The following is a 25743-nucleotide window of genomic DNA, read 5'->3' as shown; positions in this document are numbered from 1 at the left end:
CAACACCCGACAGCGCGTGGCGCCCTCGGGTGGTTTTTGGCTTTGCGCCTTGTTTTCTGCGCGAAGGAACCCACGTTTCCGGCGAGTTGATCGCCACCGGAAACCAGAAGGAAGTGAGAATGTTCGAGAGCCTCCAGGACCGCCTTGGTTCCATATTGAATGGACTGACCGGCCGCGGCGCATTGTCGGAAGCCGATGTTTCCGCTGCGCTCCGCGAGGTTCGCCGTGCGCTGCTCGAAGCCGACGTCGCGCTCGACGTCGTGCGCTCCTTCACCGAAAAGGTTCGTGAAAAGGCCGTCGGCGCCGAGATCCTGAAGTCGATCAAGCCCGGCCAGATGGTCGTCAAGATCGTCCATGACCAGCTCGTCGAGATGCTCGGCTCCGAGGGCGTCACCATCGACCTCAATGCGCCGGCGCCGGTCGTCATCATGATGGTCGGTCTGCAGGGCTCCGGTAAGACGACGACCACCGGCAAGATCGCCAGCCGGATGAAGACCAGGGACAAGAAGAAGGTCCTGATGGCATCGCTCGACACGCGTCGTCCGGCAGCCCAGGAGCAGCTTCGCCAGCTCGGCGTGCAGACCGGCGTCGACACGTTGCCTGTTATTGCCGGCCAGTCGCCGACCGATATCGCTGCGCGCGCCGTTCAGGCTGCCAAGCTCGGCGGCCACGACGTCGTCATTCTCGACACGGCGGGCCGTACCCATATCGACGAGCCGCTGATGATCGAGATGGCGGAGATCAAGCGGAAGTCCAATCCGCATGAAATCCTGCTCGTGGCAGATGCGCTGACCGGTCAGGACGCCGTCAACCTCGCCCGCAACTTCGACGAACGCGTCGGCATCACCGGCCTGGTGCTCACCCGTATGGACGGCGACGGCCGTGGCGGTGCAGCGCTGTCGATGCGTGCGGTCACCGGCAAGCCGATCAAGCTCATCGGCGTCGGCGAAAAGATGGGCGAACTCGAAGAGTTCCACCCCCGCCGCGTCGCCGACCGTATCCTCGGCATGGGCGACATCGTCTCGCTCGTCGAGAAGGCTGCCGAGAACATCGACGCCGAGAAGGCGGCTGCCATGGCCGCCAAGATGGCCAAGGGCAAGTTCGACCTGAACGACCTCGCAGACCAGCTCGGCCAGATGCAGAAGATGGGCGGCATGGGCGGCATCATGGGCCTGATGCCCGGCATGGCCGGCATGAAGGACAAGATGGCCGCGGCCGGCCTCGACGACAGCCTGTTCAAGCGCCAGCTCGCCATCATTTCGTCGATGACCAAGGCCGAGCGCGCCAATCCGGATCTGCTCAAGCACTCGCGCAAGAAGCGCATCGCCGCCGGTTCCGGCACCGATGCCGCCGACATCAACAAGCTTCTGAAGATGCACCGCCAGATGGCGGACATGATGAAGATGATGGGCGGTAAGGGCAAAGGCGGCATGATGAAGCAGATGATGGGCGGCCTTGCCAACAAGATGGGCCTTGGCGGCCTCGGTGGCGGCGGCATGCCTGATCTCTCGAAGCTCGACCCGAAGCAGCTCGAAGCCCTGCAGAAGCAGGCGGAAGCCGCCGGTCTGAAGCCGGGCGGTATGCCTGGCCTTGGCGGCGGTGGCCTGCCAGGTCTGGGCGGCGCCAAGCTTCCGGGTCTTGGTGGCGGCTTCCCCGGCCTTCCCGGCCTGCCGAAGAAGAAGTGAGGATCGCTTAAAAGATGATTGATCCCGAAATCAAAAAGGAATTGGCGGGCTACCGGCAGTCGATCGACAATATCGATGCCGCGCTCGTCCACATGCTGGCTGAACGCTTCCGCTGCACCCAGGCAGTCGGCGTTCTGAAAGCCAAGCACGAACTGCCGCCGGCCGACCCGGCGCGCGAAGAATACCAGATCGAACGCCTGCGCCGCCTGGCCAAGGATGCCAATCTGGATCCGGATTTCGCCGAGAAGTTCCTGAACTTCATCATCAAGGAAGTCATCCGGCATCATGAAGCCATCGCCGCCGATCGCTCGCATTCCGCGGGCAACGCCGGCACAAACCATTCCGCTTGAACCAAGCGGTCAAGAAAGCCTGCAAGGAGTTACTCAAATGGCACTGAAAATTCGTCTCGCCCGTGGCGGTTCCAAGAAGCGTCCTTACTACCAGATCGTCGTTGCCGACGCCCGCAGCCCGCGTGACGGCCGCTTCCTCGAGAAGATCGGCTCGTGGAACCCGATGCTCGGCAAGGACGACGAAAAGCGCGTCGAGCTCGACGCCGAGCGCGTCAACCACTGGATCGCCCAGGGCGCCCAGCCGACCGACCGCGTTCTGCGCTTCCTCGACCAGGCCGGTCTCGCAAAGCGCCCGGCTCGCAGCAACCCGACCAAGGGTGCCCCGGGCAAGAAGGCTCAGGAGCGCGCTGCTGAAGCCAAGCAGAAGGCTGAAGACGCCGCTGCTGCTGCTGCTGAATAACAGCCGGCGAACGGTCCGGAGAGTGATCGGCGGTCATCTGCCGACGCAGCTCTCCGGCTGGCCGTGACTTAACGAAACGGGTGGCATTTCCATGCCGCCCGTTTTCCGTTATGTGCACCGAGATATACCGAAACGGACGCGGACGATGAGCAAACTCGAAAACCCGGTTCTGATGGCGACGATCGGCGCGGCGCAGGGCCTGCGCGGCGAGGTCAGGGTCAAGTCCTTTACCGATGATCCGACGGCGCTCGGCGAGTATGGCAATCTGCACAGCGCAGACGGCCGTGTGTTCGAGGTGCTGGAGATTCGCGAGGCGAAAAACGTCGTCATCGTTCGCTTTCGCGGCGTCAATGACCGCAATGCCGCCGAGGCGCTCAACGGCCTCGACCTGTTCATCGAGCGCGACAACCTGCCCGACGACGATCTCGACGAGGACGAGTTCTTCTATGCCGATCTCGAGGGCCTGGAAGCGATCGACGGCAATGGCACGAGCTACGGCAAGGTCAGCGGTGTCTTCGATTTCGGCGCCGGCGACCTCCTTGAGCTGAAGGGGCCAGGCCGACGTCCGGTGCTGATCCCGTTTACCGAATGGTCGGTGCTGGAGATCGATTTGGAAGCGGGGCGGCTGCTGGTCGATCCGGTTGCGGCCGGCCTTACCGACGACAAGGACCAGGATCCGGGTAGTCCGTTTTCCGCGAAGCGCAAGTGAGCATCGCGGCCATGACGTTTCGCGCCACCATCCTGACGCTCTATCCCGAAATGTTTCCGGGCCATCTCGGCGCCTCGCTTTCCGGCAAGGCGCTCGAGCGTGGCCAGTGGTCGATCGAGCCGGTGCAGATCCGTGATTTCGCCGAGGACAAGCATCGCACAGTCGACGACACGCCGGCTGGCGGCGGCGCCGGCATGGTGCTGAAGCCGGATGTGCTCGCGCGCGCGATCGATCGTGTCTCCGAGAACGACGATCGGCCGCGATTGCTGATGAGCCCGCGTGGCCGACCGCTGACACAGGAGCGGGTGCGTGAACTCGCCGCCGGCCCCGGCGTCGTCATCGTTTGCGGACGCTTCGAAGGTGTCGATCAGCGGGTGATCGACGCCCGCGGCCTCGAAGAGGTTTCGATCGGCGACTATATTCTTTCGGGCGGCGAGCCGGCGGCCCTCACGCTGCTCGATGCCGTGGTGCGCATCCTGCCGGGTGTCATGGGCAACGAGCTTTCGGGTGTGCATGAGAGCTTCGAAGGCGGGCTGCTCGAGCATCCGCACTACACCCGCCCACAGGTCTTCGAAGGCCGCGAAATCCCGGCAGTGCTGACCTCGGGCAATCACGGCGCCATTGCCAAATGGCGCGAGGCGGAGGCGCGGCGGCTGACCGCCGAGCGCCGGCCCGATCTTCTTAATCAGCCCGTGAAGAAGTAATAGGCGGCAAGCAGCAGGCCTACGGCGACGACCAGCGCGCGGATGACCGCCTGCGGCACGCGTCTTGCTGCCCAGACGCCGCTGTAGCCGCCAAGGGCGGCCCCTGGCACCATGATTGCCGCGTGCAGCCAGGACACGACCCCGCCGGCGGCAAAGACGACGATGGCGATCGCGGCAATAACGATCGAGATGAAGTTCTTGAGCGCGTTCAGCCGGTGATAGCCGCCGCCGGTCGCAAGCCCCAGCACTGCCAGCATCATGATGCCCATGCCGGCGCCGAAGAAGCCGCCGTAAATGGAGGTGACGAACTGGGCGCCGATGCCGACCGGATTGATCGCATGCTCGTCGACGCGGGCCTTAGGCTTCAGGAGCGGCCCGGCAGCGAAGATCGCCGTTGCCGCCAGCAGCAGCCAGGGCACAAGCGCGCGGAAGGAGGCATTGGAGAGCGAGATGAGCAGCAGCGCGCCGGCCAGACCGCCAAGTGCGGAGATGACGCCGAGCAGGATCGCATAGCGCTTGTCGGCGCGGATCTCCTTGGCATAGGCGAGCGCCGAGGTGATGTAGCCTGGAAACTGGATGATCGACGAGGTCGCGTTGGCGACGATTGGCGAGAGACCGCTAAGCGTCATCGCCCCGAAGGTCAGGAACGTTCCGCCGCCGGCAATGGCATTGACGACGCCGGACAGGAAGCCGGCCGCAAACAGCATGAGTATTTCGAAGATGTTCATGGTCTCCCCCGACCCCTCATGCTCGGGATAGCCGGTGGTTGTGCCGGCCGCAAGTCCGTTGCATCGGACAATCATCACGCGCGTGTTTGCGTATTTTCTGATAAATTCGGCTTTCCTGGCGCGGATGCCTTAGAAATTATGGCCTTCGGGGATGACAAGGCAGTGCGATTGGTGTAAGTGCCGCCCCGGTTCGGGTTCCATGCCCGTCGACCAAAACAAAGAATGGCGAATCCGCTCCTGCCGGTATCCGGCAAGACCTGAAGGCTGGCCCGACAGGTTCATCGAGAGCGCTCTGGCTGTTTCAGAAGAACTTGAAAGGTTAGACCGATGAACATCATCCAGCAGCTGGAAGCCGAACAGGCCGCCAAGATCGCCGCCAAGCGCACGCTCCCGGAATTCTCCGCAGGCGACACGCTCCGCGTCAACGTCCGCGTTGTCGAAGGCAACCGTACCCGCGTCCAGGCCTATGAAGGCGTTTGCATCGCTCGTTCGGGCGGCGGCATCAACGAAAGCTTCACCGTTCGCAAGATCTCCTACGGCGAAGGCGTCGAGCGCGTATTCCCGGTTTACTCTCCGCTCGTCGAGAGCGTCGAAGTGGTTCGCCGCGGTAAGGTCCGTCGCGCCAAGCTCTACTACCTGCGCGACCGTCGCGGTAAGTCGGCTCGTATCGTCGAGAACACCGGCACGCGCGCCCGCAAGCTGAACGAAGCCGAGCGTCAGGCGATTGCCGAGGAAAAGGCACGCATCGAGGCTGAAAAGGTTGCAGCAGCTCAGGCGCTCGCCGCCGAGAAGGCAGCAGCCGAAGCCGCCGAAGCAAAGGCAGCAGCGGAAGCCGCAGCAGAATAACATTTCAATCCCTAGGGATTGTTGGAAAGGCGGCCTCGGCCGCCTTTCTTTTTTGGTACTATCCGCTTGTCTTTTCGACGGAATTTGTGACATTTTCCGCTGCCACACTTTTCGGGAGCTCCTCCAATGACAATCCGTCGCCACGTGCTTGCGGGCATCGCAGCCGCACTTGCAGCACCTTTTGCGTTTTCTGCACCGGCGCTGGCCGCCGACCTGCCTGACCTCGGCGGCAAGACGGTCGTCGTCGTCACGGAGAACGCCTACCCGCCGCTGCAGTTTGTCGATCCGAAGTCCGGCGAAGCCAAGGGCTGGGAATACGACGCGATGAATGAGATCGCCAAGCGGTTGAATTTCAAGGTCGACTACCAGAACACCAGCTGGGACGCGATGATCCAGGCGGTGCATGACGGTCAGTACCAGATCGGCATGACGGGCATCACCATCAAGGACGACCGCAAGGAAAAGGTCGATTTCTCGGACCCCTACATGCGCTCGCAGCAGTTCATGCTGGTGCGCAGCGACGAGGCCCGCTTCAACGATGGCAAGAGCTTCGGCGCCTTTGCCGACGGTCTCGTCGGCGCACAGCCGGGTACCTCGCCGTTCTACACCGCCGTCTACGAAATGCTCGATGGCAACGAGCAGAACCCGCGCATCAAGCTGTTTGAGACCTTCGGCGCGACCGTTCAGGCGCTGAAGGCCGGCGACGTCGATGTGGTCCTGACCGATAGCGTCGCCGCCAAGGGCTATGTCGATTCCTCCGAAGGCAAGCTCAAGGTCGTCGGTGGGCCGCTCGGCACCGAAGATTTCGGCTTCATCTTCCCGAAGGGCTCGGATCTCGTGGCTCCGGTCAACGCCGCGATCAAGGCGCTGAAGGAAGACGGTACCTTCGACGCCCTCGATAAGAAGTGGTTCCTCGAATACAAGATGGGCGGCTGATAGCAGGCTATGGCCGCTCCACAATCTTCAGACATGTCCGGCAAGGGCGACTATCCCTGGTGGTTGGTCGCCCTTGTTGTGATCGCTGTGGCGCTCGCCGCCGTGATCATCAGCAATGACATCTTCTCGGAAGTCTTCACCGTCGTCTTCAAGGGCCTTGGCGTCACCGTCTTCGTGACCCTCATGGGCTTCGTGCTGGCGACGACGCTCGGCCTCGGCATCGCGCTGATGGCGCTCTCCGAGCACTCGTCCCTTCGGCAGATCGCCCGCTTCTATACGGAAGTCATCCGCGGCGTGCCGATCCTGGTGCTTCTGTTCTACATTGCCTTCGTCGGCGCGCCGGGGCTCGTCGTCGCGGCCAATTTCATCTCAGCACCGCTGATCAGCGCCGGCTGGATGGAGCCGGTTGTCGTGCGCGACATCTCCTTGATGTGGCGGGCGATCCTGGCGCTGATGATCGGCTATTCTGCGTTCATCGCCGAAGTGTTCCGGGCGGGCATCCTCTCGGTAGACAAGGGGCAGGTCGAAGCCGCCAAGGCGCTGGGGCTTTCACGCTACCAGCGCTTTCGTCTCGTCATCTTTCCGCAGGCGATCCGCGTGATCCTGCCGCCGCTCGGCAACGATTTTATCGCCATGGTCAAGGACAGTTCGCTCGTCTCGGTGCTCGGCGTCGCCGACATCACGCAGATGGGCAAGGTCTATGCCTCCGGCTCCTTTCGCTTCTTCGAGACCTATTCGATCGTTGCCTATGTCTATCTCGTGTTGACCATCGGTCTGTCGCTGGGATTGCGGGGGCTGGAGCGGCGGCTCAGGCGCGCGGAGCAGCGCTGAGTCCGTTTCCAGCAATTGCCGACCTGTCAGAAAATTGATATGAACACGGCCATGGAATCCAAATTCGGATGTAGCGAGCAGAAAATCGTCGTGCTGCAGGACCACAAGCGCCTGCCGGCACGCTTCTTTGCGCGCGTCCACGGGGCGCTTACAAGCCGCCTATCCTGATCTCCTGATCAGTGCTTCCGGCCGCCTTGCCGCCGGCTTTCCTACTTTTTTGAAAACTCGATGGATATACCGCCATGAGCGCACCGCGTACCCTCTATGACAAGATCTGGGATGATCACCTGGTCAACGCACAGGACGACGGCACCTGTCTTCTCTACATCGACCGTCACCTCGTTCACGAAGTGACGAGTCCGCAGGCCTTCGAAGGTCTGCGCATGGCCGGCCGCAAGGTCCGTGCGCCTGAAAAGACGCTCGCTGTCGTCGACCACAATGTTCCGACTTCGGCCGACCGTCACCTCGGCATCAAGAACGAGGAAAGCCGCATCCAGGTCGAGGCGCTCGCCAAGAACGCCGCCGACTTCGGCGTCGAATACTACTCGGAAAACGACAAGCGCCAGGGCATCGTGCACATCGTCGGCCCCGAGCAGGGCTTCACCCTGCCGGGCATGACCATCGTGTGCGGTGACAGCCACACCTCGACACATGGCGCCTTCGGTTCGCTGGCCCACGGCATCGGCACGTCGGAAGTCGAGCACGTGCTCGCGACCCAGACGCTGATCCAGAAGAAGGCGAAGAACATGCTGGTGCGCGTCGACGGCCAGCTGCCGCCGGGCGTCACCGCCAAGGACATCATCCTCGCCATCATCGGCGAGATCGGCACTGCCGGCGGCACCGGCCACGTCATCGAGTTTGCCGGCGAAGCGATCCGCTCGCTGTCGATGGAAGGCCGCATGACCATCTGCAACATGACGATCGAAGGCGGCGCCCGCGCCGGCCTGATCGCGCCTGACGAAACGACGTTCGCGTATATCAAGGACAAGCCGCGCGCACCGAAGGGCAAGGCCTGGGACATGGCGCTCGACTACTGGAAGACGCTGCACACGGACGAGGGTGCGCATTACGATCGCGTCGTCGTGCTCGACGCCGCCAACCTGCCGCCGATCGTCTCCTGGGGCTCGTCGCCGGAAGACGTCATCTCGGTTCAGGGCATCGTTCCCAATCCGGATGAGATCCAGGAAGAGAACAAGCGGGCCTCCAAGTGGCGCGCGCTCGACTATATGGGCCTGAAGCCGGGCACGAAGATCACCGACATCGCCGTCGACCGCGTCTTCATCGGGTCGTGCACCAACGGCCGCATCGAGGACCTCCGGGCCGTGGCCGAGGTGGTCGAAGGCCGCAAGGTCGCCTCGACCGTTTCGGCGATGATTGTTCCGGGATCCGGCCTCGTGAAGGAACAGGCCGAGGCCGAAGGCCTCGACAAGATCTTCCGCGAAGCGGGCTTCGACTGGCGCGAGCCGGGCTGCTCCATGTGCCTGGCGATGAACGACGACCGGCTGAAGCCTGGCGAGCGTTGCGCCTCCACATCGAACCGCAACTTCGAGGGCCGTCAGGGCTTCAAGGGCCGCACGCATCTGGTCTCGCCGGCGATGGCGGCAGCCGCTGCGGTCGCGGGTCATTTCGTCGATATCCGCGAATGGAAATAGGCCGGGTCTGAGCTTTTCCGGCGTCAATGGCCGCCCTTCGGGGCGGCCTTTTTTATTTGGTGCTCTCCCCGCCCGCGCGCCTGAAATGGGTTAAGCTGTGCGGGCCGAGGCACATTGGGGAGAACGATGGGATGAGCGACGATCTGCCTGTGCAACGCTACCGTCTGCTGCTGTTGCGCCATGCCAAGTCCGCCTGGCCGGACGGCGTTGCCGACATCAACCGACCGCTCGGCGAGCGAGGCCGCAAGGCGGCGCCACTGATGGGGGGCTATATGGCTCGGCATGCGCTCGTGCCGGATCTCGCCCTCGTCTCGACCGCGAAACGGGCGCAGGAGACCTGGACACTGGTAGCCGCTGCCTTGCCGCCCGGCATCACGGTCGAAAACACCCGGGCGATCTATGAGGTGGAGGCCGCCCAGATCCTCAGCGTGCTTCGTGCAACCGACCCGGCCATCAGGACGCTGCTGATCGTCGGCCACAATCCCGGCATGGAGGACCTGGCGCACGAGCTCGTCGGTTCCGGCGACGCGGATCTTCGTATGCGCATGGCGGACAAGTTTCCGACGGCGGCGCTTGCCGTCCTTGAATTCGAAGCGACTGGCTGGCGTGAGCTTCTGTCCGGCGGGGCCAGACTCGCGCGCTTCGTGACGCCGCGTTCGCTCGATTGAGCCGATCGGACGTCGAGGTCAGATTACCTTCACGACGGTGCCGCGGCGCATATGCGGGATCAGCCGACGCATCGCCGGCAGGCTGACGGCGACGCAGCCCTGCGTCGGCTCGTAGCCCGGCCGGATCAGGTGAAAGAAGATCGCCGAACCGGCATTTCGCCGGCGCGCGAGCAGGTTCCAGTCCATCACCAGGCAGATGTCGTAGAGCCCGTCGTCACGCATCAACTCCTCATGGCTCGGCTGGAAGGGTGCCTTGACCGGGCGATTGTAGAGCGCGTGGCGTGTCGCGTCGCACCACAGCATGCCCGTGCGCGTCGTCCGGGTCGGCAGCGGCGTCGGCGGCAGGAGGAGGCGGTCGCGCCTGACATAGCCGCCGATCAGCTTCATCGCGGCGCGTGGCGTGGCGCCATCGCCCTCGCGCTTCAGGCTGGTAATGCCGCTTCGCCCGATGGCGGCGTGCTCGACGCGGCCGTCGAACGAGACAAGTGCTCGCTTGCGATCGCGCGGTGCGGCGCGCACGGTGATGACAGATTTGGCTGGTCTTCTTCCCGACGTTTTCTTGAGCATCATTCTCACGGATTTTTGCTTTGCCCGTGATTTGGGGGGCACCATAAGCACGGTTACGGATATAAAGAGGTAGCAACGCTGGTTCGCTTGCCAACACAGGCATTTGAGCTAGTTTGAAAACGGAAGCAAACAGGAATTGTCCCATGGCGACCCGTACCATTCTTCTTGTCGATGACGACAATGACCTGCGCGAGACCCTGGTCGAGCAGCTCTCGCTCTACGAGGAATTCGACCTCATCCAGGAAGCGACTGCCGGCAAGGGCATCCAGACGGCGCGTGCCCAGCAGGTGGACCTGTTGATCATGGATGTCGGCCTGCCGGACATGGACGGTCGCGAAGCGGTGAAGCTGCTGCGCAAGGGCGGCTTCAAGGCGCCGATCATCATGCTGACCGGCCACGACACCGATTCCGATACGATTCTCGGCCTTGAGGCTGGCGCCAACGATTATGTGACGAAGCCGTTCCGTTTCGCCGTACTGCTCGCCCGCATCCGGGCGCAGCTGCGCCAGCACGAGCAGAGCGAGGACGCAACCTTCAGCGTCGGGCCCTACACGTTCAAGCCGAGCCAGAAGCTGCTGACGCTCGAAAACGGCCAGAAGATCCGGCTTACCGAAAAGGAAGCGGCGATCATCCGCTATCTCTACCGCGCCGACCAGAAGGTGGTGACGCGCGACGTGCTCTTGGAAGAAGTCTGGGGCTACAATTCCGGCGTGACCACCCACACGCTCGAAACCCACGTCTATCGTCTGCGCCAGAAAATCGAGCGGGACCCTTCCAATGCCGAGATTTTGGTGACAGAGAACGGCGGCTACAAGATCGTTCCGTAGCTGGGGTACGCAGGGTGGCAAACCACTTCTCGCGCGTTCTCCGTAGACTGTTGTTTGCATGGGTCGCGTGCGCGATCCGGTCCATCGGGACCGGCACTGGCGTGACCGTGGGAGGTTAGCCGCTTGGCGCTCAACGACGATATCGTGCTTCTGTCCAACGTGCCGCTGTTTGCCGATATCAGCGAGGACAAGCTGAGGCTGATCGCCTTCGGCGCGGAGCGGCGCCGCATCTTCAAGGGACAGGAGCTGTTTCGCGAGGGGGCGCCGGCCGACTGCGCCTATGCGATCGCCAGCGGCAGCTTGTCCCTGTCGAAGGCGGGTTTCGACGGTTCTGAGACGACGGTCTCGACCGTCAGCCGCGGAGCGCTTCTGTCGGAACTGGCGCTGATCTCGATGGTCGAGCGTAAGTTCACGGCAACGGCCGAGGAAGACAGCGAAGTCATTCGCATCAATCGGCCGCTCTTCCGCCGCATGCTGGAGGAATATCCTGAAGTGGCCGAGCTCGTCGAAGCGCGCATCCGCGAAAACCTGCAGGCGATGATCCGCCGGGCCGGCGCGCTCGCCGGCCGTTTTGCTTGAACCGCGCTACGGTTTCCCGCTACCACCGATACTTCAGCGAGCCGAGCACGGTGCGGCCCTGGCCGAAATAGCAGTAGCCATCGGTGCAGACCTCTTCGCGGCGATCGCCGAGATTGGTAGCGCTGACGGCGAGCGACAGTCCGTCGAGTTCGGGGTTCTTGACGCCGAAGTCGTAGGCGATCGAGGCGTCGAAGTAGACGGCGCCACCGTTCTTGGCGGTGTTGGCATCGGACGTGTAGGAGCTTGACGCCAGCCGTACGCCGCCGCCGAGGCTGAGGCCCGCAAGCTGCGTGTCTTCGGGCAAAAGATAGTTCACCCACAGCGATGCGACATGGCGCGGCTTCGTCGACGGCACGTTGCCGATCAGCGACGGATCGACGTTTCCGGTGATTTCAGCGTCGTTGTAGTTATAGGCGGCGATGAAGCTCAGGCCGTTGTTGAACTCCCGGCGTCCTTCCACCTCGAAACCATTGGTCGTCACCTCGCCGGCCGACTTGTAGTAGTAGCCGACGGGAAGGGACGGGTCGGACACGTATTGCGGCGCGCCGCTTTCGACGATCCGGTAATAGGCCGCGCTCAGTGAATAGGCTTCGCCTTCCGGATGGTACTTCACGCCCAGTTCGACCTGCTCGCCGGTCGTCGGATCGAGCACGCGGCCATCGGCCGAAAGCTCTGTGCGCGGCACGAAGGAGGTGCTGTAGCTGGCATAGGGCGCGATGCCGTTGTCGAAGAGGTAGAGCAGACCGGCCTGCCCGGTGAGTTCGCCATCGTCCTTGCGATCGACGACGCCGGTGTTTTTGTTGGTGCTGGTCTGGTCGACCCAGTCGTAGCGAAGGCCACCAACGGCGCGCCAGTTGCCTACCTCCAGCTGATCCTGGACATAGATGCCCGTCTGCCGAAGGTCCCGCCCGCTGAAGCTGGTAAGTGCTGGCGTCGGACCGCCGGCGCCGAAGGTCGGGTTGTTGAGATCGAAGCGATAGGCCGGATCGACGGCGCCGAAGCCGAGGCCGAAGTCCGAGGTGATCCAGGTGTAATCGAGGCCGGTCAGCAGCGTGTGCGAGGCCGCACCGGTGTCGAAGTTGGCTTCGAGCTGGTTGTCGATCTGGTAGGCGCGCTGGTCGTCCTTGATGGCGACGGGTGAGCGGTCAAAGACGCCGGGCGCGACCTCCGTCCCGAACTGCAGGTAACGGGCCTTGAGGTCCAGATCGCTGACGCGGCCGTGCTGGCGGAAGGTCAGGCCGTTGTCGAACTCGTGCTCGAACTTGTAACCGGCCTGGACCTGGCCGACCTTCTGGTAGTCATAGTCCGGGTCGCTGTAGCGCAGCAGCCGGCCGTCATGCTCGAGCACCCGCGGGCTGGCGTCGCTTTCGCCCTTCTGCCCCAGGCCGTAGACCGTCAGCGACGTGCCTTCGTCCGGCTTCCAGGTGAAGGAGGGCTGCAGCAGGTAACGATCGTCGGCAACGTCGTAGTTGGTCTCGCCGTTTCGCAGAAGCCCGACGATGCGATAGAGGACGTCGCCGTCAGCCGTTACCGGCCCGCCGACATCGAAGGCGGCCTGGGCGCGACCGATCGTGCCATATTGCAGCTCGACCTCGCGGTGGGGCTCCTCCTCGGGCATCTTCGAGATGCGGTTGACGATGCCGCCGGCGCCGGCAGCACCGTACATGACCGAGACCGGACCTTTCAGGATCTCGATCCGCTCGAGGCCGTAGACCTCCGTCGGGAAGGTGCCGTAGTTCATGTAGGGCTGGCGCAGGCCGTCACGGAAATCGCCGGTCGTCGTCGTCTCGAAGCCGCGGATATAGATCTGGTCGAAACGCGGATCGAAGCCGAAGGCGCCGGTCGTGACGCCGGCGGCATAACGCGTTGCCTGGATCATGTCCTGCACGCCGCGTTCTTCGAGCTCCTTGCGCGTGACCACCGAGACCGAGCGGGGCGTTTCGATCAGCGGCGTGTCGGTCTTCAGCGCCGAGACGTTGCGTGTCGGCACGATCGTGTCGTTATCCTCGGCGATCGTCGCAGCTGCCTTGCCGGCCGTCGCTTCGATCTTTTCCAGACGGGTGGTCTTCTGGCTTTCGGCCGATTGCGCATGGGTCGCTGTCGGCGAAAGGATCACGGCGACAGCGCTTGCGGCGAGCACGGTGGTTGCGGACAGCGCGCGGCGCGAGGCGCGCAGGAAGGTGGTCGGCAAGGTCTTTGGCATCTCTGGCCCTCTTGCGGGCGCACGAAAAACCTCCGGCCAAAGCCAGAGCAAAGCACCCGAATATCAGTGAAAACGACGGCTGAGCGGCCATCGGAGGCGGTGTCCCCGCCGCCCGACAAGAGGGATAGTCCGTTTGGAAATGCGCATCAAGAAAAATATGATTCTTTTAGTCATGTTTTTCTTGATGGAACAGCGGGCGCCGAAGGCGCGTGCCGCCGCCCAGAAAATGACGTCCTAGATGTCGAAGTGCGCGATGACGGGCACGTGGTCTGAGGGGCGCTCCCAGCCGCGCGCTTCCCGCAGGATATCGACGTTCTTGAGCGCCGGCGCGAGGTCGGCGGACGACCAGATATGGTCGAGCCGGCGGCCACGGTCGGCAGCTTCCCAGTCCTTCGCCCGGTAGCTCCACCAGGTGTAGAGCTTGGTCGGGGATGGCGTGTGCTGGCGCATCAGGTCGACCCAGCCGCCGCCGTTCATGACCGTGGTCAGCCCCTCGGTTTCGACCGGCGTATGGCTGACGATCTTCAGGAGCTGCTTGTGCGACCAGACGTCGTCTTCCAGCGGCGCGATATTGAGGTCGCCGACGAGGATCGAGGAAATGCCGGCCTCGGCTTCGGCGTGCAGCAGCTTCATCTCCTCGACGAAATCGAGCTTGTGGCCGAATTTCGGATTGATGGTGCGGTCCGGCTCGTCGCCGCCGGCAGGCACGTAGAAATTATGCAGCCGGATCTTCTTGCCGCCGGCCTCGAAAACGACCGAGAGATGGCGGGCGTCGCCGATGCCGCAATAGTCGCGGCGATCGCTAAGTTCATGCAGCGGCAGGCGCGAGATCGTCGCCACGCCGTGATAGCCCTTCTGGCCGTGCATCTCGATATGATTGTAGCCGAGCGCCTTCAGGGGCTTGGACGGAAACTGGTCGTTCGGGCACTTGGTTTCCTGCAGGCAGAGGATGTCAGGCTGCCAGGTCTGCAGCAGATGCTCGACCAGCGGCATGCGCAGGCGAACGGAGTTGATGTTCCAAGTGGCGACGGAAAGGGCCATGCGTCATTCCCTGATCGGCTGGGGCCGGACGCTCGCGAAGGGAAGGCCGGCTCGGGATGGATGTTTGACCCGAGCTTTAAGCAGGTCCGGCGCGCCGGGACAAGGAATGCCTGAACGAGGCCGCACTAAAAACCGCGCGTCCTATGGACGCGCGAAGGTCGGCTTGGCGCATGATGTCGCTCAGCCGCCGCGCTTGTTGCGGACCTCGTCATAGGGGATCTGGAAGACCTTGTCGTCCAGCGCCATACCGGTCTTGACATTGAAGATCATGACCGAGGTGTCCTTCTTCTGCGCGTCGGTGATGGTCCACTGGCGCAGATCGTAGGTCTTCGGGTCGAACATCATGGTGATGGTCGAATCGCCGAAGATCGAACGGTCGCCAAGCACGATGGTGATGAGGTCGGACTCTTCCTTGACGTCGCGCACCATCTTGCCGGTCAGGTCGATCCTCTCGCTGAGCAGCAGGTTGAGCGGAGTCTTCGACAGCGGATAGATGTCCCAGGTCTTGAGCTTCATGTTGCCGATGACGACGGACTTGCCGTCGGCGATGACGCGCATCGGCGAGGGGGCCTCGTAGTTGAAGCGGATGCGGCCGGGGCGGCGGATATAGAATTTGCCGCCGGTCTGCTCGCCGCGCGGGCCGAACTGGACGAATTCGCCGGCCATGGTCTTCACCGAGGAGAAATGGTCGGCGATCTTCTGGGCAGCGCTCGGGGCCTGGGCGAAGGCCTGGCCGAGGTCGAGACCGGTGCCGCCGATGCCGCCAAGTGCCGCAAGCCCGCACACGAAGAGGCGGCGCGACATCACCGGGTGGTTGCGCTCGCCAGTCTTAGTCTCTGTCATCTCGGTCTCCTTCATTTACGAATCATCTGGAGCGCAAGTGCGGCGCCTTCAAGGCGCCATTTTCGAGCTTTTTCGCTCGCGCTCTCACATGACTGTTACCGGTTTGGCCCTTTATGCAGGGCCTCTGCCCGCATCCGCCGGGCGTCTTTTCTATCAATGCATTCGCCTCACGCGAATCTGCGGGAATTGCCCTGTCGTCCGGTGACTTACTCTTCGGTCGGAACGAGGATCTCGCGTTTGCCGGCGTGGTTCGCCGGGCCGATGATGCCTTCCTGCTCCATGCGCTCGATCAGCGATGCGGCACGATTGTAACCGATCCCGAGGCGACGCTGCACGTAGGAAGTGGAGGCCTTGCCGTCGCGCAGGACGACCGCAACCGCCTGGTCGTAAGGATCGTCGGAATCGGCGAGATTGGAGGTGCCGGCCGGGCCGCCGCCCTCGCCATCCTCGTCGTCATCCTCGGTGATGGCATCGAGATATTGCGGTACGCCTTGCGTCTTCAGGTAGGCGACGACCTCTTCGACCTCGGTGTCGGAGACGAAGGGGCCGTGGACGCGCTGGATGCGGCCGCCGCCGGCCATGTAGAGCATGTCGCCCATGCCGAGCAGCTGTTCGGCGCCCTGTTCGCCAAGGATGGTGCGGCTGTCGATCTTCGAGGTCACCTGGAACGAGATGCGGGTCGGGAAGTTGGCCTTGATCGTGCCGGTGATGACGTCGACCGAGGGGCGCTGCGTCGCCATGATGACATGGATGCCGGCGGCGCGGGCCATCTGGGCGAGCCGCTGCACGGCGCCCTCGATGTCCTTGCCGGCGACCATCATCAGGTCGGCCATTTCGTCGATGATGACGACGATGTAGGGCATCGGCGCCAGATCGAATTCTTCCGTCTCGTACATGGCTTCGCCGGTCTGGCGGTCGAAGCCGGTCTGCACCGTGCGGGTGATCTGTTCGCCCTTGGCAAGCGCCTGCTCGACGCGGCTGTTGAAGCCGTCGATGTTGCGCACGCCGATCTTCGACATCTTCTTGTAGCGCTCTTCCATCTCGCGCACCGTCCACTTCAGTGCGACGACCGCCTTCTTGGGGTCGGTCACAACCGGCGAAAGCAGGTGCGGGATGCCGTCATAGACGGAAAGTTCGAGCATCTTCGGGTCGATCATGATCAGGCGGCACTGATCGGGGCTCAGCCGATAGAGCAGCGACAGGATCATGGTATTGATCGCGACCGATTTGCCCGAACCGGTGGTGCCGGCGACGAGCAGATGCGGCATCTTGGCGAGATCGGCGACGACGGGCTCGCCGCCGATCGTCTTGCCGAGCGCCATGGCAAGGCGGGCCTTGGAGGTCTCGAAATCGCGCGAGCCGATGAGTTCGCGCAGATAGACGGTTTCGCGCCGCTGGTTCGGCAGTTCGATGCCGATGGCGTTGCGGCCGGGAACGACGGCGACGCGAGCCGCGATCGCGCTCATCGAGCGGGCGATATCGTCGGCAAGGCCGATGACGCGGGAGGACTTGATGCCCGGTGCCGGTTCCAGTTCGTAGAGGGTAACGACCGGGCCAGGGCGAACGTGGATGATCTCGCCCTTGACGCCGAAATCTTCAAGCACGCCTTCGAGCATGCGGGCGTTCTGCTCCAGCGCATCGGGCGACAGCGAGGCGTCGCGGCCGACGTTTTTCGGCTCGGCAAGGAAATGCATCGGCGGCAGCGTGAAGTCGCCATCGTTGTCGTCGACGAAGGAGCGCTGGGCTTCGCGCTCGACGCGCTGGCCCGTCTTCGGGCGAGGAGCAGGCGTCGAAACGCGCGAGCCGCCCTTGGGCAGGCCCTGCTTCGGCGGTGCCGCCTTCGGCGCCCAGTCGGCGGCTGCATCGTAGTCTTCGTCGTCGGGCAGAATGCCGGCGGGGCGGCGCTCGTCGATGTCGAAGGGCAGATCGTCGTCCTCGTCGTCGGCCATGATCGGCGGCGGGGTGAGGATGCGGCGCTCGGAGCGGTCGAGCGAGGGCTCGATGCGGTCGCCGGCGGCCATCGGCTTCGGCCGGGCGGGCTCGTTCAGTGTGCCGAACTCGTCGTTGTTGAAATCATAGGGTTCGTCGTACTGGCGCTTGGGCGTGGCTCGGGTGCCGCTCATGCCGAAAATGCGGCGCATGCGCGCGTGCATGGTGTAGCGCATATGGGCGAAGGAGCCCATCAGCAGGGTGAAGGGGCCTTCGCTGTCGTCCTCGTCCAGTTCGTCGCGCACGGTGCGCGCCTTGCTCGGCGTCGGCTCGGCAATTTCCTCTTCCTCCTCCTCGTCGCTGACGCCGATCAGGCCGGCGCTATAGACCAGGCACCAGGCGGCGGGGACGGCGAAGATGCAGGCAAGAATGGTCGCAAGCGTGCCGGTCGGGAAGGCGCCGGTAAAGAGCGCGGGGAAGCGCAGGATCATGTCGCCGAAGACGCCTCCAAGGCCGTTGGGCAGCGGCCAGGTGATGGGGGCGGGAACACAGCTGAGTGCTGCGCCGGCAAGCACCGAGCCGACGAACCAGAGGCCGAGGCGCTTGAAGACCTTGTCGAAACGTTTGCCGCCGATCAGCACCAGGGCCCAGGCGACGGCCGGCAGGAGGGCGACGACGCTGGCCAGCCCGAAGAACTGCATGAAGATGTCGGCAAAGGCAGCACCCGTGTAACCGAGCACGTTGGTCGGCGCTTGTGACGTGGCGTAGGAGAAGCTGGGATCGGCGACGTTCCATGTCGAGAGCGCTGCGACGGCCAGCGCCAATGCGCCGAACAGCGCAAAGCCCGCCAGCGACGCGATCTGTCGCCAAACGAAGGTGGTTAGCACGAACCGGTTGGAACGGCTGTCAAGCGCTGCCGGATTGCTTCTGCTCATGTTGCCTGCTGCCCGTCTCGATCTTCACGGCGCATTGCGCGCCATGGAATCAACCTAAGCGGTGTACGGTTAATGCGACATTAACCATGCGTAGTTGGCGCTAAAATAGCAGTCGCAGCCGGACCGATCGGGACGAAAAAGGCCCGGAGCTTCCGATCCGGGCCAAGGGCGATCCGCGTGGGGCGGATCGCGACGGGACTGTAGGCGGCGCCGGATTGCCGGCGCCGCGATCCGCTTAGCTGTGGTAGGCGGCTTCACCGTGCGACGAGAGGTCGAGGCCCTCGCGTTCGGCTTCGACGGAGACGCGCAGGCCGACGATCGAGTCCACCAGCTTGTAGAGGATGACGGAGACGACGCCGCACCAGACGATGGTGATGGCAACCGCGGTCAGCTGGGTCATGAACTGGCCGCCCATGGTGACGCCGTCGGCATAACCGATGCCGCCGAGCGACGAGGAGGCGAAGATGCCGGTGGCAAGCGCACCGAAGAAGCCGCCGACGCCGTGGACGCCGAAGACGTCTGCCGTGTCGTCATAGTGGAACTTGTTCTTCACGACAGAGACGAAGAAGTAGCAGAGCGGCGAGACGAGCACGCCCATGACGATCGCGCCCATCGGGCCGGCAATGCCGGCGGCGGGCGTGATGGCGACGAGACCGGCGATCATGCCCGAGGCGGCGCCCAGCATCGAGGCCTTGCCGCGGGTGAAGGTTTCGACGGCCGACCAGGAGAGAATGGCGGCTGCGGTTGCAAGGAAGGTGTTGACGGTCGCGAGCATGGCGCCGCCCGAGGCTTCGAGGTTTGAGCCGGCGTTGAAGCCGAACCAGCCGAACCAGAGCATGGCAGCGCCAACCAGCGTCAGCGTCATGGAGTGCGGTGCCATCATGTCGCGGCCGTAGCCGGTGCGCTTGCCGACCATGATCGCGCCGATCAGGCCAGCCACGCCGGCATTGATGTGAACGACGGTGCCGCCGGCGAAGTCAAGCGCGCCCATGCCGAAGAGCAGGCCGTTGCCGTCCCAGACCATGTGGGCTATCGGGAAGTAGACGAAGGTCGCCCAGAGTACCGAGAAGAGCACGGCTGCGGAGAACTTGATGCGCTCGGCAAAGGCGCCGACGATCAGCGCCGGGGTCAGTGCCGCGAAGGTCATCTGGAACAGCATGAAGATGTATTCCGGAATGACGACGCCTTCCGAGAAGGTGGCCGACGTGCTCTCAGTGGTGACGCCGGCGAGGAACATCTTGGCGAAGCCGCCGAAATAGGGGCTGGTCGAGCCGCCGAAGGCGAAGGAGTAACCGTAGACGACCCAGACGATCATCATCGTTGCGCCGATCACGGTGCACTGCATCAGCACCGACAGCATGTTCTTGGCGCGCACCAGGCCGCCGTAGAACAGCGCGAGGCCCGGGATCAGCATGAAGAAGACGAGAAGCGTCGAGATGAACATGAAGGCGGTATCGGCCTTGTCCGGCACCGGTACGGCTGCGGCCGCCGCCGGTGCCGCTTCCTGCGCGAAGGCCACGGCCGGCGCAAGCAGGGCGGCGGTCATTGCGCCCAGGCGTCCAAGAGAGGTGGAAAGCTTAAGTGATGACATCGAGGTAGTGCTCCCTGAACGGCGTGGTTTACAACGCTTCTGAATCGGTTTCGCCGGTGCGGATGCGCACCGCATGGTCAATGGCGTAGACGAAGATCTTTCCGTCGCCGATCTGGCCGGTCTTGGCGGCTGCGGCGATCGCTTCAACGGCCTTGTCGACGAGTTCTGAAGGAACGGCGATCTCGACCTTCAGTTTCGGCAGGAAGCTCACGGCATATTCGGTACCGCGGTAGATTTCGGTATGTCCCTTCTGGCGGCCGTAGCCTTTGACTTCGGTCACGGTCAGGCCCTGGATGCCGACAGCAGTGAGGGCTTCGCGAACCTCATCGAGCTTGAACGGCTTGATAATGGCCATCACAATTTTCATCTGGTTTCATCCTTGTTCGCCTCCGGCGGAGGCCGTCTCTCCTTGCTGCGGAGCGCCAGAGCGCCGTGCAACCGAACCACGACATTCAAGGGGCGTGCCAGATTCTGACGCTCGACTTAAGGTAATGAAAACAAATAGAAAAAAAGAAAGCCGCAGCACGATTGCTGCGGCGCATCAAAAAATCGTCACTTTAGAAGATTAAAAAATAGGCAGAACGAAGATTCTGCTTATTTCCTATTCAGATGCCTTTTTCCGGATCAGCCCTTCCTGGGCGACGGAGGCGATCAGCACACCGGAACGCGTAAAAAGGCTGCCTCTGGTCATCCCGCGGGCACCATGCGCACTCGGACTGTCCTGGGTATAGAGCAGCCAGTCGTCCATCTTGCAGGGGCGGTGGAACCACATGGCGTGATCCAGGCTCGCCACCTGCAGGTTCCGGTCGAAGACCGAAGTGCCGTGCGCATAGAGCGAGGTGTCGAGCAGGGTCATGTCGGAGAGATAGGCAAGGATCGCTGCCTGGATATGGCGCTCGTCCGGAACCGTGCCGACGGCCTTGACCCAGACATCCTGGATCGGCTTGCCGTCGTTGCGGGTAAAATAGTGCTGCAGCGACGCCGGCCGGATCTCGATCGGCCGCGGCCTTTCCCAATAGCGCCGGATTGCTTCGGGCGCGTGGACGAGAAACTTTTCCTTCAGCTCCTGTTCGCCCGGAAGCGTCTCGGGCATGGCGAGATCAGGCATGTCGATCTGGTGGTCGAAACCGTCCTCGTCGTACTGGAACGAGGCGGACATGGAGAAGATCGCCTTGCCATGCTGGATGGCGACCACCCGCCTGGTGGCGAAGCTCGAACCGTCGCGGATGCGATCTACCTCGTAGATGATAGGTACGGAAGGATCGCCCGGCCGCATGAAATAGGCGTGCAGCGAATGCACGTAACGCCCCTCATCAACGGTTCGCTGCGCGGCGACCAGCGCTTGGCCGATCACCTGGCCGCCGAAGACACGCTGCCAGCCGACCTGCGGGCTACGGCCGCGGAACAGGTTTTCCTCGAGCTTTTCGAGATCGAGAATGGCCAGCAGCGCATCCATGGGGGTGGCGGTCTCGGTGGGGCGCGACATTTCGGCTTTCTCCGATGGTAGGAACGTCGATGGCATTGATCTATATAGACATAAAACGATGCTCAAGTGCGACGGAGAAAGCCGATGCTCGATGTCTTGATTGCCGGTGGCGGCTATGTCGGCCTTTCGCTCGCGGTTTCGCTGAAGAAGGCGGCGCCTCATCTCGACGTGATGGTGATCGACGGCGCGCCGGAAGGCGCCTGGAAGAAGGACCAGCGCGCTTCCGCCGTTGCGTCCGCGGCCGAGCGCATGCTCGACGTGCTTGGCGTCTGGGATGAGATCGCGCCGGAGGCCGAGCCGATCCGCCGCATGGTGATTACCGATTCGAAGGCGGCCGATCCGGTGCGGCCTGTGTTCCTGACCTTCGACGGTGACGGCGGCGAGGGTCGTCCGTTTGCCCATATGGTGCCTAACACGGCGATGGTCGGCGCACTGCGCGGTGCCTGCGCGGCGCTCGGCGTGGTCAATCGCCAGTCGACCATGGTCGAGAGCTTCAAGAGCGGCGACCACGCGGTCGCCGTGACGCTCGCCGGTGGCGAGGAACTCGAAGCACGGTTGCTTGTTGCCTGTGACGGCGTGCGCTCCAAGCTGCGCGATGCCGCCGGCATCAAGACCGTCGAATTCGACTATGGCCAGTCCGGCATCGTCACCACCGTCGAGCACGAGCGGCCGCACGAGGGCACGGCGGAGGAGCATTTCCTGCCGGCCGGGCCTTTCGCCACCCTGCCGCTCAAGAACAATCGCTCGTCACTGGTCTGGACCGAGCGCACCGAGGACGCCGAACGCCTGGTCAAGGGCGACGATTTCCTGTTCGAGGAAGAACTGGAGCGCCGCTTCGGCCACAAGCTTGGTCACCTGAAGGTGGTCGGCGGACGGCGGGCCTTTCCGCTCGGCCTGACGATTGCCCGCGATTTCGTCAAACCACGCTTCGCGCTTGCCGGTGACGCCGCCCATGGCATTCACCCGATCTCGGGGCAAGGGCTCAATCTCGGCTTCAAGGATGTGGCAGCACTTGCCGAAACCATCGTCGAGGCGGATCGTCTCGGGCTCGACATCGGTTCGCTCGCGGTGCTTGAGCGCTACCAGAGCTGGCGGCGTTTCGACACGTTCCGCATGGGTGTTACGACCGACGTGCTCAACCGGCTGTTTTCCAACGACATCACCCCGGTCCGGATCGCCCGGGATTTCGGCCTGGGCCTCGTCGACCGGCTGCCGTCTCTCAAGAGCTTCTTTATCCGCCAGGCGGCCGGTATTGCCGGGGAGACCGATCCGCGGTTGTTGTCGGGTCAGCCGATCTGAGGCTTTACGGCTGGGGTTGCCCCTCTCCTCGGGTTAAACCCGAGGACTAGCCCTCTCCTCGCAGGATGGGAGAGGGGACGCCTCGCTGCGTTTGCGGGGAGAAGGTGGCCGGCAGGCCGGATGAGGGGCAGTCGAGAACTGTACGGGTAACGGGCCGACGCGGCCCTCAATCCTCGATCTTGCGTGCTTCCGAGATCAGCATGATCGGTACGCCGTCGCGGATGGGATAGGCGAGGCGCGCCTTTTCCGAGATCAGTTCATTGGCTTCGGCGTGATAGCTGAGGCGTCCCTTGGTCAGCGGGCAGACGAGCAGTTCGAGCAGTTTCGGATCGACCTTGCTGGCGTTGATATCCATCTATCCGTTGCTCACTGCAAAATGCTGTCCATATCGCCGAAGTCGCGCGCAAGCACGATTTCGGTGATGGCGATCAGGGTTTCGGCGCGGGTCTTGAGATCGGGGGCCTCGAGCAGCGCCTGTTTCTCCGCCGGGCCATAGGGCGACATCATCGCCATGGAGTTCACGAGCGTGCGGTTGCTCGCCCGCTCGACGCTTTCCCAGTCGGCTTTCAGCTTGTTGGCTTCGAGATAGGCCTTGAAGGCGGCCAGAAGCGCTGCCCGGTCGACGAGGGTCTCGTCGTCGCGGTTTTCGAGGTCTGCCGCAAAGGGGCCGATACGGAAGCGACGGTAGCCGCGGGTGCCCCCGACTTCCGAAAACAGCCGGTAGCGGCAGACGCCTGTGAGCGAGGTGATGTAGCGGCCGTCGCCGGTCTCGGCAAAGGAGGTGATGCGACCAATGCAGCCGACCTCACAGAGCGCCTGCATCGGTCCGGTGGCGGTGTCGTTGCGACCCTCGCAGAAGGACGGCTGTACGATGCCGATCAGGCGGTTGCCGGAAAGGGCGTCATCGAGCATCGCGAGGTAGCGCGGCTCGAAGATGTTGAGGGGAAGCTGGGCGCCGGGAAGCAGCAATGCACCGGTCAGCGGAAACACCGGAATGATCTCCGGCAAGTCCTTCGGACCGAGATAGCGTGCATTTCCGACGTGCATTTCCGATAGACCCTGCCGGTATTCGCTTTGCCCCGCCAAGGAAGCGTGGTCAACCAGATCAAAAGATGGTGCGCTGCTTGAAAATCTCAAGGGACGAGCCCGTCGATCTTCACAGGTGAAGATGGATCGTGATCGGATCCGCTTACGAAAAGGGGCGCAGATAGCGCCCCTTTCAAAAACATGTCTGACGGCTCAGGAGAACAGGATCGACGAGAGCTTGCGTCGGGCGGCGATGGTTGCCGGATCCTTCGGGCCCCAGACCTCGAAGAACGAAAGCAGCTCGCGCCGCGCGCCGTCGTCGTCGTAAGCCCGGTCGCGCTTCATGATCGTGAGCAGATGGTCGGCCGCAGCCATCCGGTCGCCCTCGACGTTGCGGATCTTGGCGAGCAGCACGCGCGCCTCGTGATCATCGGGGTTTGCGGCGAGGCGCCGTTCGAACTCGTTGGGATCGCCGAGCTTGCGGGCTTCCTCGATCTGGTCGAGCTTTTTGCCGATGGCGGCAATGCCGGCATCCTTGGCAAGATCTTCCGGCAGGCTGGACAGCGCCTCGCGGGCCTCGGCAAGCTGGCCGAGCGCGATCATGCAATCGACCATGCCGGCGATCGCCAAGACATTTTCCGGGTCGGCCTGCAGCACGGCGCCATAGAGGCCGGCGGCGTTCTCGGCATCGCCGGCATCGATGAGCGCCTTGGCGTCGGCGAGAACCGCCTCGATCTCGGCCTTGCTGTCGTCAACGGCGGGGCCGGCGATCTTTTCGATGAACTGCTTGATCTGGCTTTCCGGAACTGCGCCCATGAAACCGTCGACCGGGCGACCGCCGACGAAGGCGATGACGGCCGGGATCGACTGGATGCCGAGCTGGCCGGCGATCGAGGGATGATCGTCGATGTTCATCTTGACGAGCTTGACGCGGCCTGCGGCTTCCGTGACCACCTTTTCGATGACAGGGGTCAGCTGCTTGCAGGGACCGCACCAGGGCGCCCAGAAATCGACGAGAACGGGCTGCTGCCTGGAGGCTTCGAGCACGTCCTTGGTGAAGTTGGCAGTGGTGGTTTCCTTGATCAGGTCACCGCCCGACGCGGCCGCCGGCGCCGGCTGGCCGAAGGAGGCCGAAGCCGTCATCTGAGTGCCGAAAGACCCTGCATAGGGATTGTCGCTGCCCGTCATTCTTCTCTCCTCGCCGGCTCGTCCGCCAGCTTACTGCATTCGCGCCAAAGATCGTATGTCAGGCCGTGACTTTCAAGACAAGCGGTTCGTGTCCGGTCGCTTCCATGAAGCGCAACAGATCCTTCGAAGCGATCGAGGTCGTTGCGTCGTTGGAAAGCGGGTGGCAGTTGACGATATCGAACGTCATCAGCGCCTCGTCGAGGATGACCTTGACGTTGCCCCCGGTGTCGTTGATCGCGCCGAAGGCGGTTACGGCCCCCGGAATGACGCCGAGATACTCCATCAGCTTCTCCGGCTTGCCGAAGGATACCTTGCTTGCCGCGCCGATCACCTGGTGCACGGTCTTCAGGTCCACCGTCGCGTGCTCCTCGACGGTGAGCAGGAAATAGTTGTCCTTCTTGTCCGTCACGAAGAGGTTTTTCGTGTGGCCACCGGGCATCTCGTCACGAAGCGCCACCGATTCGGCCACGGTGAAAACCGGAGCGTGGTTCTTCGTCTTATGCTCGATTCCAAGTCCATCGAGAAAATTGAAGAGGTCTTCGGCGGTTTTCGGCTGTGATTCACGCATGATTCTCATCCCCAGGGCGTTCGTTTCGTCTCTGCTTTAGGGGAGAAGGCCGTCAGGACGCAATCTCACAGGCGGCGAAGCCGGCCGAAAACGCGGCATTTCCGGGCTTTGCGAAGGGTGTCCAAAAAAATATTCGATTTCTCGTCATTTCC

Annotated in this window: 26 protein-coding genes; 13 read left to right on the top strand and 13 right to left on the bottom strand. The window is 63.2% G+C overall.

What is annotated here, in order from left to right:
• Positions 1 to 119: 119 nt before the first annotated feature.
• The 5 genes from ffh (at position 120) to trmD (ending at position 3848) form a co-directional block, all read left to right on the top strand.
• Complete coding sequence (gene ffh / locus IB262_RS16710; RefSeq protein ID WP_034803123.1) at positions 120 to 1685, top strand: signal recognition particle protein; 1566 nt, start codon at positions 120 to 122, stop codon at positions 1683 to 1685.
• A 14-nt stretch (positions 1686 to 1699) separates the two neighbouring features.
• Positions 1700 to 2035 (top strand): chorismate mutase, encoded by a 336-nt coding sequence (locus tag IB262_RS16705; RefSeq protein WP_034802805.1) that lies wholly within the window; start codon positions 1700 to 1702, stop codon positions 2033 to 2035.
• A gap of 37 nt (positions 2036 to 2072) precedes the next feature.
• On the top strand, positions 2073 to 2435 hold the full coding sequence (rpsP, locus tag IB262_RS16700; RefSeq protein WP_034802802.1) for a 30S ribosomal protein S16: 363 nt from the start codon (positions 2073 to 2075) through the stop codon (positions 2433 to 2435).
• Positions 2436 to 2580: 145 nt separating this feature from the next.
• Positions 2581 to 3144, top strand: a complete 564-nt coding sequence (gene rimM, locus IB262_RS16695) for a ribosome maturation factor RimM (RefSeq protein WP_034803120.1) — start codon at positions 2581 to 2583, stop codon at positions 3142 to 3144.
• Between the two features lie 11 nt (positions 3145 to 3155).
• Positions 3156 to 3848 carry a tRNA (guanosine(37)-N1)-methyltransferase TrmD gene (gene trmD, locus IB262_RS16690; RefSeq protein WP_060521572.1) on the top strand — a complete coding sequence of 231 codons (693 nt, stop codon included), beginning with the start codon at positions 3156 to 3158 and terminating at the stop codon, positions 3846 to 3848.
• Here the strand turns inward: trmD and IB262_RS16685 are convergent.
• Positions 3830 to 4576, bottom strand: a complete 747-nt coding sequence (locus tag IB262_RS16685) for a sulfite exporter TauE/SafE family protein (RefSeq protein WP_112976188.1) — start codon at positions 4574 to 4576, stop codon at positions 3830 to 3832. The two genes, trmD and IB262_RS16685, sit on opposite strands and share 19 nt — an antisense overlap.
• A gap of 327 nt (positions 4577 to 4903) precedes the next feature.
• On the opposite strand from IB262_RS16685, the gene rplS reads away from it, so the two are divergent.
• The 5 genes from rplS (at position 4904) to IB262_RS16660 (ending at position 9509) form a co-directional block, all read left to right on the top strand.
• Positions 4904 to 5422, top strand: a complete 519-nt coding sequence (rplS, locus tag IB262_RS16680) for a 50S ribosomal protein L19 (RefSeq protein WP_043625625.1) — start codon at positions 4904 to 4906, stop codon at positions 5420 to 5422.
• A 126-nt stretch (positions 5423 to 5548) separates the two neighbouring features.
• The gene (locus IB262_RS16675; RefSeq protein WP_112976154.1) at positions 5549 to 6358 is read left to right on the top strand and encodes a transporter substrate-binding domain-containing protein; all 810 of its coding nucleotides are present in this window, start codon (positions 5549 to 5551) and stop codon (positions 6356 to 6358) included.
• Between the two features lie 9 nt (positions 6359 to 6367).
• Positions 6368 to 7189: an amino acid ABC transporter permease gene (locus tag IB262_RS16670; protein ID WP_060521450.1), complete on the top strand. Its 822-nt coding sequence runs from the start codon at positions 6368 to 6370 to the stop codon at positions 7187 to 7189.
• Positions 7190 to 7431: 242 nt separating this feature from the next.
• A complete protein-coding gene (leuC, locus tag IB262_RS16665; protein WP_060521449.1) occupies positions 7432 to 8841 on the top strand; it encodes a 3-isopropylmalate dehydratase large subunit in 1410 nt (469 codons plus the stop codon).
• Positions 8842 to 8972: 131 nt separating this feature from the next.
• Positions 8973 to 9509, top strand: coding sequence for a histidine phosphatase family protein (locus IB262_RS16660; RefSeq protein ID WP_034802788.1), 537 nt, complete (start codon positions 8973 to 8975; stop codon positions 9507 to 9509).
• Positions 9510 to 9527: 18 nt separating this feature from the next.
• On the opposite strand, the gene IB262_RS16655 is transcribed toward IB262_RS16660, so the two are convergent.
• On the bottom strand, positions 9528 to 10076 hold the full coding sequence (locus tag IB262_RS16655; protein ID WP_090295264.1) for a L,D-transpeptidase family protein: 549 nt from the start codon (positions 10074 to 10076) through the stop codon (positions 9528 to 9530).
• A 143-nt stretch (positions 10077 to 10219) separates the two neighbouring features.
• Here IB262_RS16655 and IB262_RS16650 point away from each other — a divergent pair, with 143 nt between their 5' ends.
• Together IB262_RS16650 and IB262_RS16645 are read left to right on the top strand one after the other, a co-directional pair.
• Positions 10220 to 10903: a response regulator transcription factor gene (locus IB262_RS16650; RefSeq protein ID WP_034802783.1), complete on the top strand. Its 684-nt coding sequence runs from the start codon at positions 10220 to 10222 to the stop codon at positions 10901 to 10903.
• A gap of 123 nt (positions 10904 to 11026) precedes the next feature.
• On the top strand, positions 11027 to 11482 hold the full coding sequence (locus tag IB262_RS16645) for a cyclic nucleotide-binding domain-containing protein (protein WP_034802780.1): 456 nt from the start codon (positions 11027 to 11029) through the stop codon (positions 11480 to 11482).
• 19 nt (positions 11483 to 11501) lie between these two features.
• On the opposite strand, the gene IB262_RS16640 is transcribed toward IB262_RS16645, so the two are convergent.
• The 7 genes from IB262_RS16640 to tesB all read right to left on the bottom strand — a co-directional run bounded on the left by IB262_RS16640 (position 11502) and on the right by tesB (position 21510).
• Positions 11502 to 13685: a TonB-dependent siderophore receptor gene (locus IB262_RS16640; protein ID WP_112976153.1), complete on the bottom strand. Its 2184-nt coding sequence runs from the start codon at positions 13683 to 13685 to the stop codon at positions 11502 to 11504.
• A gap of 234 nt (positions 13686 to 13919) precedes the next feature.
• Positions 13920 to 14726: an exodeoxyribonuclease III gene (locus tag IB262_RS16635; protein ID WP_060611217.1), complete on the bottom strand. Its 807-nt coding sequence runs from the start codon at positions 14724 to 14726 to the stop codon at positions 13920 to 13922.
• A 180-nt stretch (positions 14727 to 14906) separates the two neighbouring features.
• Positions 14907 to 15569, bottom strand: a complete 663-nt coding sequence (locus tag IB262_RS16630) for an outer membrane lipoprotein carrier protein LolA (protein WP_034803111.1) — start codon at positions 15567 to 15569, stop codon at positions 14907 to 14909.
• Between the two features lie 206 nt (positions 15570 to 15775).
• Positions 15776 to 18433: a DNA translocase FtsK gene (locus tag IB262_RS16625; protein WP_034802771.1), complete on the bottom strand. Its 2658-nt coding sequence runs from the start codon at positions 18431 to 18433 to the stop codon at positions 15776 to 15778.
• A gap of 235 nt (positions 18434 to 18668) precedes the next feature.
• Positions 18669 to 20024 (bottom strand): ammonium transporter, encoded by a 1356-nt coding sequence (locus IB262_RS16620; RefSeq protein ID WP_034802768.1) that lies wholly within the window; start codon positions 20022 to 20024, stop codon positions 18669 to 18671.
• A gap of 28 nt (positions 20025 to 20052) precedes the next feature.
• Complete coding sequence (locus tag IB262_RS16615) at positions 20053 to 20391, bottom strand: P-II family nitrogen regulator (RefSeq protein WP_034802765.1); 339 nt, start codon at positions 20389 to 20391, stop codon at positions 20053 to 20055.
• Positions 20392 to 20625: 234 nt separating this feature from the next.
• A complete protein-coding gene (tesB, locus tag IB262_RS16610; protein ID WP_034802762.1) occupies positions 20626 to 21510 on the bottom strand; it encodes an acyl-CoA thioesterase II in 885 nt (294 codons plus the stop codon).
• Between the two features lie 84 nt (positions 21511 to 21594).
• On the opposite strand from tesB, the gene IB262_RS16605 reads away from it, so the two are divergent.
• A complete protein-coding gene (locus IB262_RS16605) occupies positions 21595 to 22809 on the top strand; it encodes a ubiquinone biosynthesis hydroxylase (RefSeq protein ID WP_112976151.1) in 1215 nt (404 codons plus the stop codon).
• Positions 22810 to 22975: 166 nt separating this feature from the next.
• On the opposite strand, the gene IB262_RS16600 is transcribed toward IB262_RS16605, so the two are convergent.
• The 4 genes from IB262_RS16600 to IB262_RS16585 all read right to left on the bottom strand — a co-directional run bounded on the left by IB262_RS16600 (position 22976) and on the right by IB262_RS16585 (position 25591).
• Positions 22976 to 23164 carry a Trm112 family protein gene (locus tag IB262_RS16600; RefSeq protein WP_034802755.1) on the bottom strand — a complete coding sequence of 63 codons (189 nt, stop codon included), beginning with the start codon at positions 23162 to 23164 and terminating at the stop codon, positions 22976 to 22978.
• 11 nt (positions 23165 to 23175) lie between these two features.
• Positions 23176 to 23856, bottom strand: a complete 681-nt coding sequence (locus IB262_RS16595; protein WP_034802753.1) for an LON peptidase substrate-binding domain-containing protein — start codon at positions 23854 to 23856, stop codon at positions 23176 to 23178.
• A 192-nt stretch (positions 23857 to 24048) separates the two neighbouring features.
• The gene (gene trxA, locus IB262_RS16590) at positions 24049 to 25023 is read right to left on the bottom strand and encodes a thioredoxin (protein ID WP_034802750.1); all 975 of its coding nucleotides are present in this window, start codon (positions 25021 to 25023) and stop codon (positions 24049 to 24051) included.
• 58 nt (positions 25024 to 25081) lie between these two features.
• Entirely contained in the window at positions 25082 to 25591 is a 510-nt protein-coding gene (locus IB262_RS16585; protein WP_192493701.1) for a prolyl-tRNA synthetase associated domain-containing protein, read from the bottom strand.
• Between the last annotated feature and the right edge of the window lie 152 nt (positions 25592 to 25743).

The sequence above is a fragment of the Ensifer sp. ENS02 genome (assembly GCF_014851885.1).
Taxonomy (GTDB): Bacteria; Pseudomonadota; Alphaproteobacteria; order Rhizobiales; family Rhizobiaceae; genus Ensifer; species Ensifer adhaerens.
This window is presented reverse-complemented; position numbering and strand designations above follow the sequence as displayed.

Excerpts from the sequence above, each read along its gene's own strand:
- ffh (WP_034803123.1), top strand. The coding sequence starts at position 120 with ATGTTCGAGAGCCTCCAGGACCGCCTTGGTTCCATATTGAATGGACTG.
- IB262_RS16705 (WP_034802805.1), top strand. The coding sequence starts at position 1,700 with ATGATTGATCCCGAAATCAAAAAGGAATTGGCGGGCTACCGGCAGTCG.
- rpsP (WP_034802802.1), top strand. The coding sequence starts at position 2,073 with ATGGCACTGAAAATTCGTCTCGCCCGTGGCGGTTCCAAGAAGCGTCCT.
- rimM (WP_034803120.1), top strand. The coding sequence starts at position 2,581 with ATGAGCAAACTCGAAAACCCGGTTCTGATGGCGACGATCGGCGCGGCG.
- trmD (WP_060521572.1), top strand. The coding sequence starts at position 3,156 with ATGACGTTTCGCGCCACCATCCTGACGCTCTATCCCGAAATGTTTCCG.
- IB262_RS16685 (WP_112976188.1), bottom strand. The coding sequence starts at position 4,576 with ATGAACATCTTCGAAATACTCATGCTGTTTGCGGCCGGCTTCCTGTCC.
- rplS (WP_043625625.1), top strand. The coding sequence starts at position 4,904 with ATGAACATCATCCAGCAGCTGGAAGCCGAACAGGCCGCCAAGATCGCC.
- IB262_RS16675 (WP_112976154.1), top strand. The coding sequence starts at position 5,549 with ATGACAATCCGTCGCCACGTGCTTGCGGGCATCGCAGCCGCACTTGCA.
- IB262_RS16670 (WP_060521450.1), top strand. The coding sequence starts at position 6,368 with ATGGCCGCTCCACAATCTTCAGACATGTCCGGCAAGGGCGACTATCCC.
- leuC (WP_060521449.1), top strand. The coding sequence starts at position 7,432 with ATGAGCGCACCGCGTACCCTCTATGACAAGATCTGGGATGATCACCTG.
- IB262_RS16660 (WP_034802788.1), top strand. The coding sequence starts at position 8,973 with ATGAGCGACGATCTGCCTGTGCAACGCTACCGTCTGCTGCTGTTGCGC.
- IB262_RS16655 (WP_090295264.1), bottom strand. The coding sequence starts at position 10,076 with ATGCTCAAGAAAACGTCGGGAAGAAGACCAGCCAAATCTGTCATCACC.
- IB262_RS16650 (WP_034802783.1), top strand. The coding sequence starts at position 10,220 with ATGGCGACCCGTACCATTCTTCTTGTCGATGACGACAATGACCTGCGC.
- IB262_RS16640 (WP_112976153.1), bottom strand. The coding sequence starts at position 13,685 with ATGCCAAAGACCTTGCCGACCACCTTCCTGCGCGCCTCGCGCCGCGCG.
- IB262_RS16635 (WP_060611217.1), bottom strand. The coding sequence starts at position 14,726 with ATGGCCCTTTCCGTCGCCACTTGGAACATCAACTCCGTTCGCCTGCGC.
- IB262_RS16630 (WP_034803111.1), bottom strand. The coding sequence starts at position 15,569 with ATGACAGAGACTAAGACTGGCGAGCGCAACCACCCGGTGATGTCGCGC.
- IB262_RS16625 (WP_034802771.1), bottom strand. The coding sequence starts at position 18,433 with ATGAGCAGAAGCAATCCGGCAGCGCTTGACAGCCGTTCCAACCGGTTC.
- IB262_RS16620 (WP_034802768.1), bottom strand. The coding sequence starts at position 20,024 with ATGTCATCACTTAAGCTTTCCACCTCTCTTGGACGCCTGGGCGCAATG.
- IB262_RS16615 (WP_034802765.1), bottom strand. The coding sequence starts at position 20,391 with ATGAAAATTGTGATGGCCATTATCAAGCCGTTCAAGCTCGATGAGGTT.
- tesB (WP_034802762.1), bottom strand. The coding sequence starts at position 21,510 with ATGTCGCGCCCCACCGAGACCGCCACCCCCATGGATGCGCTGCTGGCC.
- IB262_RS16605 (WP_112976151.1), top strand. The coding sequence starts at position 21,595 with ATGCTCGATGTCTTGATTGCCGGTGGCGGCTATGTCGGCCTTTCGCTC.
- IB262_RS16600 (WP_034802755.1), bottom strand. The coding sequence starts at position 23,164 with ATGGATATCAACGCCAGCAAGGTCGATCCGAAACTGCTCGAACTGCTC.
- IB262_RS16595 (WP_034802753.1), bottom strand. The coding sequence starts at position 23,856 with ATGCACGTCGGAAATGCACGCTATCTCGGTCCGAAGGACTTGCCGGAG.
- trxA (WP_034802750.1), bottom strand. The coding sequence starts at position 25,023 with ATGACGGGCAGCGACAATCCCTATGCAGGGTCTTTCGGCACTCAGATG.
- IB262_RS16585 (WP_192493701.1), bottom strand. The coding sequence starts at position 25,591 with ATGCGTGAATCACAGCCGAAAACCGCCGAAGACCTCTTCAATTTTCTC.